The 17,477-nt window shown below is 58.2% G+C and carries 22 protein-coding genes; 11 read left to right on the top strand and 11 right to left on the bottom strand.

Annotation, left to right across the window (positions count from 1 at the left end; genetic code table 11):
• Positions 1–144: 144 nt before the first annotated feature.
• Genes sctW through sctU form a run of 11 tightly spaced genes read left to right on the top strand, consistent with a single transcriptional unit; the run spans position 145 to position 10,315 of the window.
• Positions 145–1,233, top strand: coding sequence for a type III secretion system gatekeeper subunit SctW (gene sctW, locus V3W40_RS28060; RefSeq protein WP_330216091.1), 1,089 nt, complete (start codon positions 145–147; stop codon positions 1,231–1,233).
• Positions 1,230–3,323 (top strand): type III secretion system export apparatus subunit SctV, encoded by a 2,094-nt coding sequence (gene sctV / locus V3W40_RS28065; RefSeq protein WP_027606910.1) that lies wholly within the window; start codon positions 1,230–1,232, stop codon positions 3,321–3,323. Before sctW ends, sctV begins: the two co-directional genes overlap by 4 nt.
• A 34-nt stretch (positions 3,324–3,357) precedes the next feature.
• Entirely contained in the window at positions 3,358–4,266 is a 909-nt protein-coding gene (locus tag V3W40_RS28070) for an FHA domain-containing protein (RefSeq protein ID WP_330216092.1), read from the top strand.
• Complete coding sequence (locus tag V3W40_RS28075; protein ID WP_330216093.1) at positions 4,263–5,621, top strand: FliI/YscN family ATPase; 1,359 nt, start codon at positions 4,263–4,265, stop codon at positions 5,619–5,621. The genes V3W40_RS28070 and V3W40_RS28075 overlap by 4 nt, the downstream gene beginning before the upstream one ends.
• Positions 5,608–6,036, top strand: coding sequence for a type III secretion system stalk subunit SctO (gene sctO, locus V3W40_RS28080; protein ID WP_065924016.1), 429 nt, complete (start codon positions 5,608–5,610; stop codon positions 6,034–6,036). The genes V3W40_RS28075 and sctO overlap by 14 nt, the downstream gene beginning before the upstream one ends.
• Positions 6,033–6,494 carry a type III secretion system HrpP C-terminal domain-containing protein gene (locus tag V3W40_RS28085; protein ID WP_065924017.1) on the top strand — a complete coding sequence of 154 codons (462 nt, stop codon included), beginning with the start codon at positions 6,033–6,035 and terminating at the stop codon, positions 6,492–6,494. The genes sctO and V3W40_RS28085 overlap by 4 nt, the downstream gene beginning before the upstream one ends.
• The gene (locus V3W40_RS28090) at positions 6,488–7,501 is read left to right on the top strand and encodes a FliM/FliN family flagellar motor switch protein (protein ID WP_330216094.1); all 1,014 of its coding nucleotides are present in this window, start codon (positions 6,488–6,490) and stop codon (positions 7,499–7,501) included. The genes V3W40_RS28085 and V3W40_RS28090 overlap by 7 nt, the downstream gene beginning before the upstream one ends.
• A complete protein-coding gene (gene sctR, locus V3W40_RS28095; RefSeq protein ID WP_330216095.1) occupies positions 7,498–8,151 on the top strand; it encodes a type III secretion system export apparatus subunit SctR in 654 nt (217 codons plus the stop codon). Before V3W40_RS28090 ends, sctR begins: the two co-directional genes overlap by 4 nt.
• Before the next feature lie 7 nt (positions 8,152–8,158).
• Complete coding sequence (gene sctS / locus V3W40_RS28100) at positions 8,159–8,422, top strand: type III secretion system export apparatus subunit SctS (protein WP_092489044.1); 264 nt, start codon at positions 8,159–8,161, stop codon at positions 8,420–8,422.
• A gap of 10 nt (positions 8,423–8,432) precedes the next feature.
• Positions 8,433–9,221: a type III secretion system export apparatus subunit SctT gene (gene sctT / locus V3W40_RS28105; RefSeq protein WP_330216096.1), complete on the top strand. Its 789-nt coding sequence runs from the start codon at positions 8,433–8,435 to the stop codon at positions 9,219–9,221.
• Complete coding sequence (gene sctU / locus V3W40_RS28110; RefSeq protein WP_141605456.1) at positions 9,218–10,315, top strand: type III secretion system export apparatus subunit SctU; 1,098 nt, start codon at positions 9,218–9,220, stop codon at positions 10,313–10,315. Before sctT ends, sctU begins: the two co-directional genes overlap by 4 nt.
• Here sctU and V3W40_RS28115 read toward each other — a convergent pair whose 3' ends face one another.
• The 11 genes from V3W40_RS28115 to V3W40_RS28165 form a co-directional block, all read right to left on the bottom strand.
• On the bottom strand, positions 10,316–10,666 hold the full coding sequence (locus V3W40_RS28115) for a transcriptional regulator (protein ID WP_065948508.1): 351 nt from the start codon (positions 10,664–10,666) through the stop codon (positions 10,316–10,318).
• A gap of 11 nt (positions 10,667–10,677) precedes the next feature.
• Positions 10,678–10,881 carry an HrpT family type III secretion system protein gene (gene hrpT / locus V3W40_RS28120; RefSeq protein WP_065924022.1) on the bottom strand — a complete coding sequence of 68 codons (204 nt, stop codon included), beginning with the start codon at positions 10,879–10,881 and terminating at the stop codon, positions 10,678–10,680.
• Positions 10,878–13,013 (bottom strand): type III secretion system outer membrane ring subunit SctC, encoded by a 2,136-nt coding sequence (gene sctC / locus V3W40_RS28125; protein WP_330216097.1) that lies wholly within the window; start codon positions 13,011–13,013, stop codon positions 10,878–10,880. The genes hrpT and sctC overlap by 4 nt, the downstream gene beginning before the upstream one ends.
• Before the next feature lie 14 nt (positions 13,014–13,027).
• Positions 13,028–13,420 (bottom strand): type III secretion protein, encoded by a 393-nt coding sequence (locus V3W40_RS28130; RefSeq protein ID WP_330216098.1) that lies wholly within the window; start codon positions 13,418–13,420, stop codon positions 13,028–13,030.
• Between the two features lies 1 nt (position 13,421).
• Positions 13,422–13,640 carry a hypothetical protein gene (locus V3W40_RS28135; protein WP_330216099.1) on the bottom strand — a complete coding sequence of 73 codons (219 nt, stop codon included), beginning with the start codon at positions 13,638–13,640 and terminating at the stop codon, positions 13,422–13,424.
• A 10-nt stretch (positions 13,641–13,650) separates the two neighbouring features.
• The gene (gene sctL / locus V3W40_RS28140) at positions 13,651–14,247 is read right to left on the bottom strand and encodes a type III secretion system stator protein SctL (RefSeq protein WP_330216100.1); all 597 of its coding nucleotides are present in this window, start codon (positions 14,245–14,247) and stop codon (positions 13,651–13,653) included.
• Between the two features lie 24 nt (positions 14,248–14,271).
• Positions 14,272–14,808 carry a type III secretion protein gene (locus tag V3W40_RS28145; RefSeq protein ID WP_330216101.1) on the bottom strand — a complete coding sequence of 179 codons (537 nt, stop codon included), beginning with the start codon at positions 14,806–14,808 and terminating at the stop codon, positions 14,272–14,274.
• Between the two features lie 13 nt (positions 14,809–14,821).
• Positions 14,822–15,622: a type III secretion system inner membrane ring lipoprotein SctJ gene (sctJ, locus tag V3W40_RS28150; protein WP_330216102.1), complete on the bottom strand. Its 801-nt coding sequence runs from the start codon at positions 15,620–15,622 to the stop codon at positions 14,822–14,824.
• Positions 15,623–15,627: 5 nt separating this feature from the next.
• Positions 15,628–15,996 carry an EscI/YscI/HrpB family type III secretion system inner rod protein gene (locus V3W40_RS28155; protein WP_330216103.1) on the bottom strand — a complete coding sequence of 123 codons (369 nt, stop codon included), beginning with the start codon at positions 15,994–15,996 and terminating at the stop codon, positions 15,628–15,630.
• Positions 15,997–16,106: 110 nt separating this feature from the next.
• Positions 16,107–16,319 carry a hypothetical protein gene (locus V3W40_RS28160; protein ID WP_330216104.1) on the bottom strand — a complete coding sequence of 71 codons (213 nt, stop codon included), beginning with the start codon at positions 16,317–16,319 and terminating at the stop codon, positions 16,107–16,109.
• A gap of 220 nt (positions 16,320–16,539) precedes the next feature.
• Positions 16,540–17,463 carry a sigma 54-interacting transcriptional regulator gene (locus V3W40_RS28165; protein WP_330216105.1) on the bottom strand — a complete coding sequence of 308 codons (924 nt, stop codon included), beginning with the start codon at positions 17,461–17,463 and terminating at the stop codon, positions 16,540–16,542.
• Between the last annotated feature and the right edge of the window lie 14 nt (positions 17,464–17,477).

Here is a 17,477-nt window from a genome sequence, read left to right on the forward strand (position 1 = left end):
TGGTGGGTTTTTATGCAGTGATTTGCATGGGGCGCCGAAGGCTTTTGCAAGTTTTTTCAAATTCCCAGTGAGCACGGATTTTGATGGAACTGCATGGGGAGACGTTGCCACACAGGGAAACACTCTTCCTGTACTGGCGTGTCCATGGAACAAGTATCCCGTAAAACAACTGACCCTCGTAACGATGTGCGCACCCACCCCTCTGAGGGTGAAGCGGTTGTCAGCCATGCCTCAGCGCAAGTGCACACATCCGCGAAGGGCATCGATGAGCTTGCACATCTGTTTGGTCAGGAGGTGGAGCTCAACAGCCGGGCGCTGAACGAACGAAAGATGGCGGTACGCGTGCTCCCGGCCGAGCAGCTTGCGCAACTTTATGATCAGTTGGGCCATCCGGCCAAGAAAACGCTGGCTTTCCTCTCACTGCTCTTCAGGCAGCAATTGCAGGACAGACCTACTGTCGAAAAATTGCTGAAGCTTGCGGACGGGGACCCGGCGCGCGCGTTCGTGGTGCTCAAGCATGTGGTGGCCAAGGCAGGCAGCGAGGGCCGCCCGTCCGACACTACGTTGGCGCGCGATGCAATTGCCAAGCTTGAGGCTCGTTTCAAAGGGGAGATCCAGGCCGGCCTGAACATTGCCTTGGCATTGCAGTCGGCCGGGGTCGACCCGCAGGAGCGCCAGGCACTGCGTGCGCTCTACTATGCCAGTGTGGTCACGCGCCAGTCCCTGCCGACGATGATGCAGGCTTTGCTGGGTGTATACGGTGGTGAGCAGTTCCACGTCGGGCTCAAGGTGATGCGTAAGGCTTTGGCGGATGACATTGCGGCCGCGGTGTCGTCAATGCCCACACCCCTGTTGCGCACTTTGCTGATGGGCCTGCGGGACTGCGGGCAACTGAGCAGCGTATTGGGCGGTTGTCACAAGCTGATCCAGCGCTTGAGTATCGAGCATAACGCCGTGAGCTTGTTGCAACGCCTGCTGGGGTATGCCGGCGCCGGTATCGCTGTCGATGAATTGCTGCGCTTGGGGGACGAACTGGGAGGCGGTCCGCTTGACCGTCAACTGATGTCCCTCAATGCCCTTTACCCTCTTTTTCAGCAATTTCCCCTGGCATTGTGGTCCGAAAAGCGAATACGTCTGGAAACCCTGCAGATCCTGCTGACGGTGATCGATGAACTGGACCGCGCCTTGCGTGGACCCAAACGGTATGCCGGTGAACCGAGGCTGATGACGTGACCGCACTGTCGGCCATCAACCGTGGGTTGCTCAAAGTGGCACAACGCGCCGAGGTGCTGGGCGCTGTGGTGGTCATGGCCATCGTATTCATCTTTATCGTGCCGTTACCCACCTGGCTGGTGGATATTCTGATCGCCCTCAATATTTGCATTTCATGCCTGTTGATCGTGCTTGCGCTTTACCTGCCGGGCCCCCTGGCGTTTTCTTCGTTCCCCTCGATCCTGCTGTTGACCACCATGTTTCGACTGGCCCTGTCGATTGCAACCACGCGTCTGATCCTGCTGGAGCAAGACGCCGGCGATATCGTCGAGGCCTTCGGTAATTTCGTGGTGGGGGGCAACCTGGCGGTGGGGATGGTGATTTTCCTGATCCTGACCCTGGTTAACTTCCTGGTGATCACCAAGGGCTCGGAACGGGTTGCCGAGGTCGCGGCGCGGTTCAGCCTGGACGCCATGCCGGGCAAGCAGATGTCCATCGACAGTGACTTGCGTGCCGGCCTGATTGACGGCACGCAAGCGCGGGACAAGCGCGAGCAGTTGTCCCGTGAGAGCCAGTTGTTCGGTGCGATGGATGGGGCCATGAAGTTCGTCAAGGGCGACGCTATCGCGGGGTTGATCATCGTCGTGGTCAACCTGCTGGGTGGCTTCTCTACGGGCATGTTCCAGCACGGCTTGAGCGCCGCTGATTCAATGGCGTTGTATTCGGTGCTGACTATCGGCGATGGCCTGATTGCACAGATTCCGGCGCTGCTGATCTCCCTGACCGCCGGCATGATCATCACCCGGGTGGCGCCGGAGGGGCGCAAGGGCATCAGTAACATGGGGGCCGAAATTGCCCGGCAAATGACCAGCGAGCCCAAGAGCTGGATAATCGCTTCGGTGGGCATGCTCGCCTTTGCGATAGTGCCCGGTATGCCGACCGGGGTATTTATCCTTATTTCGCTGATAACCGGCACATTGGGGTATTACCTGATGCGCCAGCGTCAGCGAGAGGCAGCGCCCGCGGCCGAAGCCTCCGAAGCCGTGCGTCCCGAAGAGAACGGAAAAGAGGACTTGCGCGGGTTCGATCCGTCGCGCCCCTACCTGCTGCAGTTTCCCCCGGTTTTGCGTGGGACGCCTGAGGTGACGGAGCTTATTCATGGGATTCGCCAGTCCCGAAATGCACTGGTTGCCAATATCGGCCTGACCCTGCCGCCATTCGAGGTCGAGCTCGATGACTCGCTGGCCGCCGACGAAATGCGTTTCTGTGTGCATGAAGTGCCGATGGTCAAGGCCTCGGTTGTCAACTATCTGGCCGTTGAACGTAACGCCTTGACGGTCGAGCCCGAGCATGGAATACCCGGGCTGGCCGAGCGTGATGAACAGGACTGGGTCTGGCTGGCACCGGATGATCCACTGCTCGACGATCCGCAACTGGAGCGCTTCACCGCGACGAGTCTGATCATCGAACGCATGAAGCAGGCCATGATGCTCAGCGGCCCGCAGTTCCTGGGGATCCAGGAGAGCAAGTCGATCCTCAGCTGGCTGGAGCACAACCAGCCGGAGCTGGTGCAGGAACTGCAGCGAATCATGCCGCTGTCGCGCTTTTCGTCGGTGTTGCAACGCCTGGCCAGCGAAGGGGTGCCGCTGCGGGCCGTACGGCTGATTGTCGAATCGTTGATCGAGTATGGCCAGCATGAGCGTGAACCGGAAGCATTGGCCGACTACGCGCGTATTGCGCTCAAGGCGCAGATTTTCCACCAGTACAGCGAGGCCGACGGCCTGCATGCCTGGCTGCTTTCACCGCATACGGAAAACATCCTGCGCGAGGCATTGCGACAGACCCAGACCGGGGTGTTTTTCGCGCTTGACGATGAGCACAGCGCTGCGTTGATCAGCCTGCTCAACCAGGCCTTTACCTTAAGGGCCAAGAGTAAAAGTGTGCTGTTGGTGGCGCAGGACCTGCGAAGCCCCTTGCGTACCTTGCTGCTGGAAGAGTTCAACCATGTCCCGGTGCTGTCGTTTGCCGAGTTGGGGAGTTCCTCCAAGGTCAAGGTGCTGGGGCGCATTGACCTGGGCCAGGACGAGCTGATGCGTGGTGCGGTGGCATGAGTATTCGGCCATGGCCAGCGTGGAGGTTGCGATAATGTTTGAGTTAAGGGTGCTTGATGGGCTGCGCCAGGGCGCTGCGTTGCCGTTATTTGGGGAGCGATGGAGTATTGGTGCGCACGCGGACGCTGACCTGATGCTGAACGATCCGGGAGTCGTCGAGCAGCATGCGTGCCTGCGGTTTATCGACGCCAACTGGTTGGTGCAGGCCGAAGCCGGACTGTTGCGAGACCCCGAAGGCCAGGTACTGGCGCAGATCGCCAAACTGGAACTGAACGTGCCGTTTACAGTGGGGGGGGTGCGGCTGTGCGTGACCTTGGCCGAGCAACCCTGGCCTCAACCCGCAGCCCCTGCGCCGGTAGCGCCGGTAGTGCCGCTAGCGGCCAATGTGCCTGCGCAGGCGATGACGTTATCGTCAATCTCGCCCTCCCAGCAAAGGCGGCTGATCAGCCTGGTGCTGGTGGTGACGGTAATCATTGTGGCAGTGGGCATGGTCTCCACTGGGGAGCGTGAGGCGCAGGCTTCGCTGATGCCGCCCGTGGTGCAGAAACAGGAATTGGCTTCGTCTTTTGAAGTCCGCCAGCAGTTGTTGAAGATGCTCAGCGAGCGTGAGTTGAGTCAGCGGGTCACCTTGCAAGTGATCAATGACCAGGTGGCGCTCAACGGAGAAGTCTCACAGGACGAGGTGGAGCTGGTCGCGCGCATGCTCAGCCGTTTTGGCGAGCAATTCGACAGCTCGGTGCCGGTGATCAGCCGTGTGCGTGTGCGCGACGGCACACTGCCATTCAGGATTGTGCAAATCGTCGGCGGGCCGAACGGTCACGTGGTCCTGGAAGAAGGCAGCCGACTGTTTGTGGGCGACGAAGTGGAAGGGCTGCGGCTGGTGCTGATCGACAACGGCAAAGTGGTTTTTGATGGTGCGCAGCGTTACGAGGTGCGCTGGTGAGTGCGGAACTGCAAGCTCGTCTGGACGCCTGGCAACAGCGTCAGGCCCAGTCACTGAGCACCTTTGCACCGGTGACGATGCGTGGCCGAATCCAGCGCGTCAACGGCATGCTGCTGCAGTGCCGGCTACCCCAGGCGCGTATCGGCGACTTGTGCCAGGTGGAAAAAAGTCCGGGCGACTACATGCTCGCCGAGATCATCGGCTTCGATCAGCAGGACGCGGTGCTCAGCGCCTTGGGTAATTTGGAAGGCGTGCGGGTAGGCGCTGGAGTGGAGCGCCTTGGGGTATCGCATCGAGTCCAGGTCAGCGAGGCCCTGTTGGGCCAGGTGCTGGATGGTTTCGGCCGGCCGATTACAGGGCAGGGCGTGAGTGCGTTTGTCGAGGCTGACTTACCGGATACCAGTGCGGTGTTGTGTGAAGCGCCGTTGCCCACCGAACGGCCGAGGATTAACCGTGCGCTGGCCACCGGCGTGCGTTCGATCGATGGCCTGATGACGATTGGCGAGGGGCAGCGTGTAGGCCTGTTCGCCGGGGCCGGTTGTGGCAAGACCACCCTGCTGGCCGAGATCGCGCGTAACGTCGAGTGCGATGTCATCGTGTTCGGCCTGATCGGCGAGCGGGGGCGGGAGCTGCGTGAATTTCTCGACCATGAGCTCGATGATCAGCTGCGCGCCAAGGCGGTACTGGTGTGCGCCACCTCCGATCGCTCCAGCATGGAGCGCGCCCGCGCCGCGTTCACGGCCACGGCATTGGCCGAAGGTTTTCGGCGCAAGGGGCAGCGGGTATTGCTGCTGATTGACTCCTTGACCCGTTTCGCCCGGGCCCAGCGTGAGATCGGCCTGGCTGCCGGCGAACCCCTGGGGCGCGGAGGTTTGCCTCCTTCGGTATACAGCCTGCTGCCACGGCTGGTGGAGCGTGCCGGGTTGACGCGTGACGGTGTGATCACCGCGATCTATACGGTGCTGATTGAGCAGGACTCCATGAACGATCCGGTGGCCGACGAAGTTCGCTCGCTGCTTGATGGGCATATCGTGTTGTCCCGCAAGCTTGCCGAGCGTGGGCACTACCCGGCGGTGGATGTGTTGGCAAGCCTTTCACGGATCTTGAGCAACGTCGCGGAGCCGGAGGACATCCAGGCGGGTACGGCATTGCGACGGTTGTTATCGGCGTACCAACAGATCGAGCTGATGCTCAAGCTGGGAGAGTATCAACCCGGCAGCGATGCCCTGACCGATCTGGCGGTGGACAGCCGTCAGGCGGTCGACGGGTTCCTGCGCCAGGACTTGCGTGTGCCTACGCCGATGGTGGCGACGCTGGAGCAACTTAAGGAGCTGACCGCCCATGTCCCATTCTGATGTGCTTCTCGGTGAAGTGGAGACGTTGCGGCGCCTGCGCAGGCACAGGGCTGACCGCGCTGAGCGCGCCCTGCGTGAGGCCAGGCGCGCCCAGCAGGCCCTGCTCGCACATATCCAGCAGGCTAAGGATGCGCTTGAGCAGACTCGGCAGGAGGAGGCCCGGCAAAGTGCTGAATTGCTCAGTCAGCATCAGGGTCAAGTGTTGAGCCTCAAGGCCTTGAAATCCTGGGGCGCGCAGGAGCGCTCCCTATCTGCCAGTACTCAGCGGGAGATAGGCCAGTTGGAGGCATTGCGGGGCCAGCAGGGGGAAAGCGAAAGTCGGGTTGGCAGCGCCCAGAAACACGTCACGGAGTGCCTGCGGCAGGTGGAAAAACTTCAGGAGTTATCCCTCTTACTGGCTCGGGAGCCGACATGACCCAGGTTTCAAATAAACCCACTGAGCGTCCGCGCCAGCGCGAGCCGCGGGAGGAGCGTGAGCCGGGGGCCACGACAGCCGTGTCCATGGAACTCGGGCGATTATTCACTCAATTTTTTACTGGAGACGATGGCGGCGCTGGTGCGGGGACTGCCTTATCGGGCAAACAGGCGTCCGCCGGTATAGCCCTGATCGAGGCGCTTGCCGAGCAACTGGCGCCTCGTGTGCAGGCTGCGTCGCAGTGGCCGTTGCAGGCGGTGCTGTACTTGCCTCGCCTGGGGCGGATCAACGCCAGCGTGCGCCGCGAGCAGGGCGCCTGGACGATTGAGCTGGAGGCAGAGCAGGACGCTACGGCGCGCTGGCTTTGCGGTGTACGCCAACAGTGCGAGGGTCGATTCGCGGGAGCGCTGGGGCTGCCGGTGAACTTGCTGATGCCCAGCGTCGGTTGCGCATGCTGATGCCGACGCTGACCTTTCCCTTGATTAATAGCGATACGGTTGCCGCGCGCCGTCGATTGGGGCGCGGCCTGCGCCTGCCGTTCACGGTGGCCGGGCAGGCCGGCGAGTTGCTGATTGAGCCCGGGCGTGCCCCAGCTGGCGGCAAGGCTTTGTGCTTTGAGACGGTGTGTGGCGTGCTGGCGCTTGTAGAAGCAGGGCCGTTGCTCAGTTTGATGGGTGAGTGCCCGGTGACCCTGTCCCAGGTTGGCAACGATCCGGACTCCTGGTTCTGGGCCTTGTACCAGTACCACATGAGTCCCCAGGTGCGGGCGCTGCTGGGTTATGTGCGCTTGCTGGAAACGGATCGACCCAAGGGGTTTGGCTGCCGGCTCAGTGTGACCCAGGGGGCGTCCCGGGTTGAAGGCTACCTATGGTTGACCCCCCAAAGTTTCCTGGCCTTGTGTGAGGCAGGGCCTTGGCGCGCCACTGCGACAGCTTTGCCGACGCCGTTTCAACTGGCAATCGCCGTGACCCTGGGCCGCGTGCAGTTACCGATTGCGCAGGTGCGCGGCCTGCGTACCGGTGATGTGCTGGTGCTCGGCCCGTATTTTTTTTCCGCCCAAGGCAGCGGCTACGTGCAGGTTGGCAGGCAACGTTTGCATGGCCGCATTGACGATGACACCGGGCCGTTGTGCCTGACGCTTACTTCTATCGAGGACTCGTCTGTGGACGAACATTTTGCAGCGCCCCATTACTCGGAGCATGAGGATGATGAACCGGTCGTGGATGTATTTGGCCACGAACCATTCGATGAGTTGAGCATGGCGCTGAATGTGCGCTGTGGAACGCTGAACCTTACTTTGGGCGAACTGCGCAACCTCGCGCCCGGTTCAGTGTTGGGCATTAGCGGTTACGCTCCCGGCATGGCCGGCCTGTATTACGGCGATCGGCCGATTGGCCAGGGGCAGTTGGTGGAAGTCGATGGGCGCCTGGGGTTGCAGTTGTCTCGCGTGATGTTCGGCCGATGAGTTTGCAGGGGATAGACCCCCTCATTCTGGCGGTATTCCTGGGGGCATTAACGCTGATGCCCATGCTGTTGATCGTCTGCACATCGTTCTTGAAGATCGTCATCGTGCTGATGATCACCCGCAATGCCATCGGTGTGCAGCAGGTACCGCCCAGCATGGCCATCAATGGCATCGCGTTGGCGGCCACGCTGTTCATCATGGCACCAGTGGGTTATGAGATCGCCGAGAGCGTCAAGGCATCGCCCCTGGACATGAGTAACGTGCAAACGTTTCTGCAGACGGGCAATGAGGCCATCACACCGTTACGCGCATTCATGTTGCGCAATGTGGACCCGGATATATTGACGCACCTGCTGGAAAACACCACGCGCCTCTGGCCTCCACAAATGGCGCAGGAGGTGCAACGCGAAGATCTGATCCTGGTGATTCCGGCTTTCGTGTTGTCCCAGCTGCAGGCAGGGTTCGAGATCGGCTTCTTGATCTATATCCCCTTCATCGTGATCGACCTGATTGTTTCCAACCTGCTGCTGGCGCTGGGCATGCAGATGGTCTCGCCGATGACCATTTCCCTGCCGCTCAAATTGCTGTTGTTCGTATTGGTGTCGGGTTGGTCACGGTTGCTCGACAGCTTGTTCCTTTCCTATCTCTGAGTGGCGTATGGACCCGATTGTGCTGTTCAAGCAGGGCATGTTGCTGGTGGTGGTGCTGTCGGCACCGCCATTGATTGTGGCGGTGGTGGTGGGGGTGATGGTGTCTCTGGTACAAGCATTGATGCAGATACAGGACCAGACGCTGCCTTTTGGCATCAAGCTGGTGGCGGTAGGGGTTACGTTGATCCTGACGGGGCGCTGGATTGGCGTGGAGTTGATCCAACTGATCAACTTGACCTTCGAAATGATTGGCCGCTCGGCCCGGAACTGAGGCCTCGCCCGTGTTGGCTTATCTTGATTTCCTTCCCAGTCTGATGATCGGCATGGCGCGAATCTACCCGTGCGGAATACTCGTGGCGGCGTTCTGTTTCCAGCATATACGCGGCATGCTCCGGCACATCCTTGTGATGGTCATGGCGCTGATGCCCGCGCCGGGTATTCATGCTGCGTTGACGGAGCAGGATTACTCAGCGTTTGTGCTCGCTGCATTGGCGCTCAAGGAGTTGGCGCTGGGATTGTTGCTGGGGATGTTGCTTGCGATGCCGTTCTGGCTGTTCGAGTCGGTGGGGGCTTTGCTCGATAACCAGCGCGGAGCCTTGGCCGGTGGTCAGCTCAATCCTTCACTGGGGCCGGATGCGACGCCGATAGGGCATTTGTTCAAGCAATTGGCGATTTTTCTATTGATGGTCACCCTGGGGTTAGGCGCGTTGACTCAGGTGATCTGGGACAGTTACCTGATTTGGCCACCCACCGTATGGTTCCCACTCCCGGCGCCTGACGGCATGAGCGTATTTGTCGGCCTGCTGGGCGATACCTTCACCCATATGATGCTCTACGCTGCTCCCTTTATCGCGGTGCTGCTGTTGCTGGAGTTCGGCATCGCACTGCTGGGGGTCTACAGTCAGCAGCTACAGGTGAGTACGCTGGCGCCACCGGTCAAGTGCCTGGCGGGGATCGGTATTCTGCTGTTGTATTTTGCGCTGCTGCAGGACTTGATCGTGGGGAGTATGAGCCAGCTGAGTGACCTGAAGCACTCGCTGGGCCTTTTATTCAAGGCTCCGATGCCATGAGTGACTCGGGGGAAAAAAAGCACCCGGCGTCAGCCAAGAAGCTGCGTGACCAGCGCCAGAAAGGCCAGGTCGCTCAAAGTCAGGATGTGGCCAAGTTGATGGTGCTGGCGGCCATCAGCGAGATCGCCTTGTTCACCGCCGATACCAGCTTGCAACGTTTCCAGCAATTGATGGTGTTGCCGATCTCACGCCTGGACCAGCCCTTTGTACGGGCGTTGGAAGAAGTGCTGATTGAAGGCCTGGTGGTGTTCTTCTCATTCGGCCTGCTGATGGCCGGTGTGGCGATTGCTATGAAGCTGATCGCCAGTTGGATGCAGTTCGGATTGCTGTTTGCACCCGAGGCTCTGAAGCTCGATTTCAATCGCCTCAACCCGATCAGCCAATTTAAACAATTCTTTTCTGCCCAGTCGCTGATGAATCTGTTGATGAGCATCGCCAAGGCGTTTCTTTTGGGGCTGATCGTATTCCTGGTGGTCTGGCCCTCTCTTGGGACGTTGATCAACCTGGCCAACAGCGATCTGCAAAGTTACCTCCTGGCATTGATCGCCCTGTTCCGTTATCTGCTGCATGCCTGTCTTGCATTGTTACTGGTACTGGCGGTTATCGATTTCACCTTGCAGAAGTACTTCTTCGCCAAGCGCATGCGCATGACCCAGGTCGAGGTCGTCAAAGAGTACAAGGATATGGAAGGCGACCCGCATGTGAAGGGCCAGCGCCGTGCGCTGGCGCAGCAATTGGCCCAGGAGGAACCGAAGGTCAAGCTGCCAAAGCTGGAGGAAGCCGACATGCTGGTGGTCAACCCGACCCACTTTGCTGTCGCCCTGTATTACCGCCCGGGCAAGACGCCGCTTCCGCTGCTGGTCAGCAAAGGTACGGATGCCGTCGCCCGCCAGTTGATTGCGCAGGCGAAGGCCGCCGAGGTGCCGGTCATCCAATGCGTATGGCTGGCGCGCTTGCTCTATACCAAAGCGTTGGGAGCAAGCATTCCCCGCGAATCCTTGCAGGCTGTGGCACTGATCTATCGCACCTTGCGTGAGCTTGATGATGAAGCCAAGCGCGAAACGCTGGAATTGCCTGAGTTGGAACGTCGCTGATCAGCAGGTGGAGCGTGTGTCCAGGGCTTGGAGATTGGCCAGGGAAAGCATCCGGCTGAGGAGTCCGTCGAGCGCATCGTTTGCAGCCGGCAGCGCGTGCCAGATTACCAAGGCATCCTGCGCGTCCAGGTAGATAAAACAACCATCGAACACCACGGCAAGCTCAAAGCGCCGCTCCAATACCTGCTGCAACTGCCCTGCCTGTAATGCTGAACGAGCGACGTGCAAGGCCATGCCCGGGCGTTTGCCGGCGTGCAGTGCACATGCTTTGATACCGGGAGCGAGCATCAGGTGAGCGGCAGCGCCACTCACCAGATTGTCCAGAAATACCTGGCGTTGATTGTCGGGCATTTCCTGGCGGCTCATCGTTCCAGCGAGATAGTCTGGTAATCCGCACGTTCCCCGGCGGGACCAGGCTCGGCACGCATCTGCGGTGGCCACCAGATCACCATCTTGTCCTTGCTCGATTGTGGGCGTGAGCAGGAGTCGCCCTTGCAGGTGGGCGTGCAGCCGGCGACAAGCAGTGCCGTTGCGATCAGGGTGACGCACAATAAGCGGTGTTTCATGGCGTGGCCTTCTGAGCAGGAGTAATCAAGGAGGGGCGGGGCACGCTGAGGTGTTCGTCCTTCACCACCGGGCGCATGGCGATAAACACCTCGGCTTCTTCACCCGGCTTGAGCCAGGCGCGCGGCCACACGCTGACGGCCAGGGTCTGCGAGTTGCTGCATTCCTTTTCGTCGATACGCACGTGGCGTTTGACCTGGTTGCGCAGGACCACTACCGCCACGTTGTAGTCCGGTCCCGCATACCATTGGCTGCGTTCGGTGTTCAGCGCGAGCAAGTCGCGGGTGCTGCACAAACTGTCCAGCCCCAGGGGCATTGGTGCCGCCTTGAAGGCCTTGGGCACTTTCCCGCTGACCATGTGCGCCAGGGTACTGATGATGTCGCTGCGCTTGATTACCGGCTGGTGAGGGCTGTAGCGCCGCGCCAACGGTGCGAGGGCTGCCTGCAATTCGACCTGGTCGGCCTGGGGCAGGTAGCGCGACGGATCGGCCTGGTCACCGATGACGCGCGGGGTGAGGATGAACAGGCGTTCACGTCGATTGTTCTGCCGTTCTGTCGAGGAAAACAGCGCCTTGCCCAGTAGCGGGATATCACCCAATAGGGGGACTTTGTTGCGCTTGTCGCTGCTTTCGGTGACGTGGAAACCACCGACCACCAGTGAGCGTTTTTCCGCCATGACGGCCTGGGTGCTGACCTTGCCTCGGCGTACATCGAGGTTGCCGGGAGTGGGGTTGGTTTCGTTGAAATTGCCATCTTCGATATCCACCGCCAAATGGATCTGGTGGCTGCCACGGCTGGTGATGATACGGGGGACCACCTGGAAGCTGGTGCCCACGGTGACCGGTAAAATGGTTGCATTCTCCCGGCCGGGGGTCAGGTACTGGGTGCGGTTGAAGTCGATGACCGCCGGTTGGTTTTCCAGGGTGAGCACCGAGGGGTTGGAGACCATGCTTGCCAGCCCCTTGGCTTCCAGCGCGCGTATATCTGCGTAGAAGCGCTCACGGTTCTCAATCGACACCTGCGAAGAGGTGCCCGGTGCCATATTGACGCCGCCACGGAATCGGCTGTTCTGAAACCCCCAGTTCACCCCGAACTCTCGCAATTGGGTGCGCTCGATATCGAGAATGATCGCGTCGATTTCCACCAGTTTGCGTGCGACATCGAGTTGAGTGATCAACTCTCGGTACATGCCCTGCCGCTCAGGCAGGTCATAGATCAGCACAGCGTTATTGCGTACATCGGCTTCGACGCGAATCCTGCTGGGTGAGACCGGGGCTCGCGAGGTGAGTGTCGGGAGCGGATCCACCTGCCCGGTGTTAACGTTTGTACCCAGCATCTGCCCCAGTAAAGGGTTGTTCAATCGGGGAATGTTCGGTACGAGCGGCGCTGGCTGTGACGGGGAGGGTTGGTTCAGCCTGTTGAGGGTCGAATTGGAGCGCGGCTCCAGCAATCCACGCAGAATGCTGGCCACTCCCGGAATAGTGAGCTTCTCGCCGCGGTAATCCACTTGACGATCCGTCGCATTGGCGAATTTAAGCGGGAAACTCAGCACACTCTGCTTTTCATCCGGAGAGCGGCGCTGGGTACTGAACTGTTTGATCTGCTCGATATAGCGTCGAGGGCCCGAAACCAGTACCACGCCGTCTTCGGGCAACTCGCCCCAACCGAAACGGCTATCGAGCAGGCCAATATCGGTGAGCGCTTGCTTAAGGTCGGCAATGGTCTCGGAAGAAACCTCCAGGCGCGCCGAGTCTTGCTGGTCCAGCGTGCTGATATAGAGGGTGTTGTTGTACAGGTACCACTGGAAACGGTGTTCTACCCCCAGACGGTCGAGCATCGACTGCGGGGTATTGGCGCGAATCTTGCCATTTACGTTGCCTTCCAGCAGGCCCTCGACATGTAGTTGTGTCCCAAAGGTCTGGGCGAAATCCTCCAGCACTTCCCGGAGTGGCTTATGTTCAGCTTCATAAGCGTAGGCGGTGTTTTTCCACTCGGGGGGTATGGCCGCCAGTGTGTTCCCTGCTGGGATCAGCAGCCAGGGAAGCAGGATCATGTTGCGCCAATGGAATCTTTTAAGGGAATCGGCAGGCGAGTCTGGACGCAAGCGACTGCGCTTGTGAGGCTTGTTAGACATTCACAGTTCTCTGTTCAGTAGGATAGTGAGCGTAGCGAAGTGGGTCTGAGGTTTCGGGCCGGCTGAGCGAGACGTGTCACCGTTGAGCGCCATGTGTCACGTTGGTTAAGCAGGGCTTCGAGACAGCCGAGCACAGCCCTCTTTTCCTGCCCGCTGCGCAGACTTTGAACCAGCCATAGCGCGCCGCTTTCAGTTTTGAGGGCCAGTGCGCCTTGGAAATGATTCAGGCTGGCGGCGCCCAGTCGCATCCAATTCTGCAGGATTGCATTATCGGGACGAACTGAAGTTAGTTGAGCACCCAGTAATAGCACTTCCCCTTGACGTTTAAGAATGATTTCATCGTCGCCTTCGAACAAACTGATCTGTTCGTTATGGCTGTTTAACCATTCATTGATCAACTCGTGCATATCAGGTGAAACTCTCAAACGTCGATTTGTACATAAGATGGGTCACCCGCTTGTGCTCGTGATAAGCCATATCGCTCGCAGAGCGTCTTAGCGCGAGGTTGTAGAATAGTTCGGCAGACTCTTCATCCTCTTCTTCCATCTCCACTAAAGCCCTAAGACGTTTATCGCTGACAGCGTTATTCTTCAAAAGTTGGCGTGACAACTTATCGAAAAAGTCCATATGGTTTTCCTTATTGTGGAGAGGACTCGTTTGTGTAACTGCCGTTGAAAAAAGCTTCGATCATCGAATTCCAACTGATGCGAAAATCGCCCTCGTCTGTTTTCAGTACCAGTGTCTGCAGGGGGGTTGTGTCATCAGCCTGAAGTTTCCAGCGTGTGGAGGTGTGACGAACAAAAAACTGTTTCACCTCCTCCAGGTCATGGGGGTGACAGAGTAGTGTGGCGTTGACCTCTTGAATCTGGTTCGCCATCAAATGCTTGAGAAGGGCTCCAAGCCTTTGTTGGGCTACCGTCTCGTCAAGCAGGCAGCGAATTGCCTGGTTGGTGATCGATGTTGCGTAGTGCTCCAGGCTGTCGTACATCTCTTGACGGTCGTGCTCCCATCGCTTGAATTGGGCATCCGCGCGCTGCCAGACCTCCAGGGATACTTTTTCCAGCAAGGCTTCGCATTTTTCCTCTGCCAGGCTTATCAGCTCATCGGCCTGTGCATTGGCCCGGTTCAAGAGTTGGTCGGCCTGCTTCCAGTTGGCAAGCTCTTCCCGCAGGATCAGGCTGCTCTGTACGTGCGTAGCGTCCTTGAGCAACTCAATGGTGTATCGACATAACATCGTTGATTTCCTTACCCCTTCGAGTCAGGGGGGCGTGGGATCACTTGCCAAATTCGTCACGCGCCAGACCACGGCTTGCCACAGTGTGTTCAGGCGGCTGCTGGCGTTCTCGAATGAGATATTTCTTTTTTCGACATCCCCTACACGCTCACGTGGGAAGCGCAACCGAAGGCGTTGCCAAGTCGCCGGTTCCACCCAGCTATGGAGCAATTGCAATGGATCAGCGTCGCGAGGCAGCATGGCCGGGGGCAGCGCCTTGGACAGACGCATGCACCACAGGTGATGGCTGTTGCTCAAGGGGGCTGCTGCCTCAGGATTAAAGGTGTCGTGAATCAGTGTCATCGCCAGGTCGAGTTGCTCAGTTGAGGCGAGGGCCAGGCGAAGCACGGTAGGGTGAGGGGCAGCAGGCAAGCAGGTTGCAACCCCCGTGAGGTTGCCCGGCGCCAACCGTCCAAGGTGATATAGCGTGCTGATCGCTGGGTATTTTTCGCCTCTCCAGTCCTCGTGGGCATACTTCCATGGGAATGCCCACCATTGAGCCCAGGCCAGATGTTCGCTCATTGGATTGACGGGTCTAGGCGTCATGGGAGAGGCCAGTCGATTCGCCTGCCACGGACGCACCTTTTACAAGACGCTGACGCCGATTGCGTAGGAATAGTCCGGTGCTCACGACGGCAACCATGGCTAGCAGAGTGAAGACTGTGCTGTTGCGCCAAAACCCCAGGTCATCGCTGGGTACCAGGAAAGGGCCAAAATACACGAGGCGCTGCTGTTCCTGGTAAGCGGTGGCAGGTACAAATACCACGGTCAGTTTTTGCGGATTTTCCACTGCTGTGGTCATGCCAGGGATGCTGCTTGCCACCATTCTGCGAATGCGTGCTTGGATGTTATCGGGATCCAGGCGCGGATCATGCTTGATGAATACTGACGCGGATGCGGGTTGGACAGGTTCCCCAGGTGCGATGCGTTCGGGCAACACTACGTGTACCCGCGCAACGATAACGCCGTCGATGTTAGAGAAGGTCGCCTCAAGCTCTTGGGACAAGGCATAGATGTAACGTGCGCGCTCCTCCAATGGCGTGGAAATAACGCCTTCCTTGCGAAAGGTATCGCCCAATGTTGCCCGGGCCATTCTCGGTAGACCGGCGGCTTCCAAGGTACGTACGGCGCGTCCGATATCGATTGCGTTAACCGCCACGACGACACCATCTTTGGCCGGGATTTTTAAGGCTCGAATATGTTTATCTGCCAATTCTGCTATGACCTCATTGGCCTCTTGCTCAGAGAGCTGACGATGAAGTTCAACGCGGTCACCGCAACCGCTTAATATCAACGTAATAAAAAAGATCAGCGCGACGGATAACAATCTATTCATGTTCACTATTGCATATTGCAAATCTTGTCGATGCCTTGAGTTGTCTTGCCAAGGGTCTTTACCAGTAGTTGAGATGTGAGAACCGCACCGGAAAGCTCGCCCGGAAATTTTTTAAGCTCTTGGATGTTCATCTGCTTGTTTGTGGATTTCAGTGCTCGCGCAAGACGGGCTCTTGTGATATTGAGCGGCTCAATCGCTTCTATCAGCGCCGTCGGCAGGCCTCTTTTTCCTGAGGCGGAGGTAGCCGGGAATGAGTGTTCGAGCATTGAGCTGAAAAAGTTGACATCCGTATCCAGCGCCAAAAATTCAGACGTCTTGTCGTTCCTCTCGACAGTCTCGTCAGATACTGAAGACTCAATATTTTCTATCCACATGTGAAGTCTACTGTGTGGGGGGCGATAGTTTTTTTTCGCTGACGTTAACGATTGAATCATTCAAGCAGTACAAGCACCTCTCCAATCATCAGCTCGGAGAGGTGCTTTTATTATTGGACTGCTTTAGCGGCCGATGTGACGTTGTTAAACGCTTTCATATCAAGCATTTTCATCGCACCGTCCCTGCCCACAGCTTTTGCTTGGGCTATCAGATCATCGTCGCCTCCGCCCATTGCTCCGGACAAATCCGATGACTTTGGTGAAGCGTAATTGTTTGTGGCGTAGCCAGAAGAAACAGGGCTTGAAGCGGAAATTGCGCTCATAATAACTTCCTATCTTAAGGTATTTAAGTGGTACTAAGCGTCAGGAGAGCAAATTGTATTGAGTCTGTGACATGTTTCTCTACAACTTGAATCTGACGATGAGTGTGTGGTTGCTAGAAGGAAATGGTTCCGAATATTGCTCGGTATAGATGTTCCTAAATGTGTTTTTTTAGATGCACTGGTGTCTAGTTAGGCGAGGCACTTAGCTGAAACGGTTTTTCTATATTAATGATATATTTAATTGTTTCATTCTGTAGTACAGCGTGCGCTTGGCAACACCCAGTTCAACCGCGACGGTTTCTACACAGTGGTGATGCCTGCGCAACGACTCCTCAATAAACGCTTTTTCAACGTGTTGTAGGCGTGCCTTCAGGCCCATCTGGATTTTCTGTTGGTCGCTCACCGAGGTTGAAAACGGTGGCAGGCCGAGCACGAACCTCTTGGCCGTAGAACGTAACTCCCGAACATTACCCTGCCAGGTGTGGCACAGCAGTTGTTGCAGCAGCCCGTCGGTGGGCGGCGGGGCAGTGCGTTTGAACCGGTGGGCTTCCTGCTGAATCATCTCCAGGAACAGCGGGATGATGTGCTCTCGCCGATCACGCAAGGCTGGAAGCTGGATGTTGACGACATTCAGACGGAAGTACAGGTCGCGCCTGAAGGTTCCGAGTTCGACCATCTGGTGGAGCGATTGTTGGGCAGACGCGATCACACGCATGTCCACCGGGATGAAGCGGGTTGAGCCCAGGCGCTCCACCCCCCGCGACTCCAGCGCGCGCAGCAGTTTGGCTTGCAGGTTCAACGGCATGCTATCGATCTCATCGAGGTACAGGGTGCCGAGATGGGCTGCCTCGATAAAACCGGCACGGGACTGGATTGCGCCGGTATAGGCACCGCTGTTGACGCCGAACAATTGGCTTTCGGCGAGGCTATCAGGAATAGCCGCACAATTGACCGCGACAAAATTGCCCCGCCGTGTCGATAGGCGGTGAACCCGCTGCGCCAGGGTATCTTTGCCAGTGCCGGTTTCTCCCAGCAACAGTATGTCTATATTGAGGGGGGCCGTGCTGCTCAGTGTGTTTTCAATATCCGTGTCTTCGAAGAGTGAAGTATCTTTTTCATTTTCTCCAAGGGTGGAGACCGACATCGAAGAGTTCTCCA

The sequence above is a fragment of the Pseudomonas sp. AM8 genome, from assembly GCF_036346475.1.
Taxonomy (GTDB): domain Bacteria; phylum Pseudomonadota; class Gammaproteobacteria; order Pseudomonadales; family Pseudomonadaceae; genus Aquipseudomonas; species Aquipseudomonas marginalis.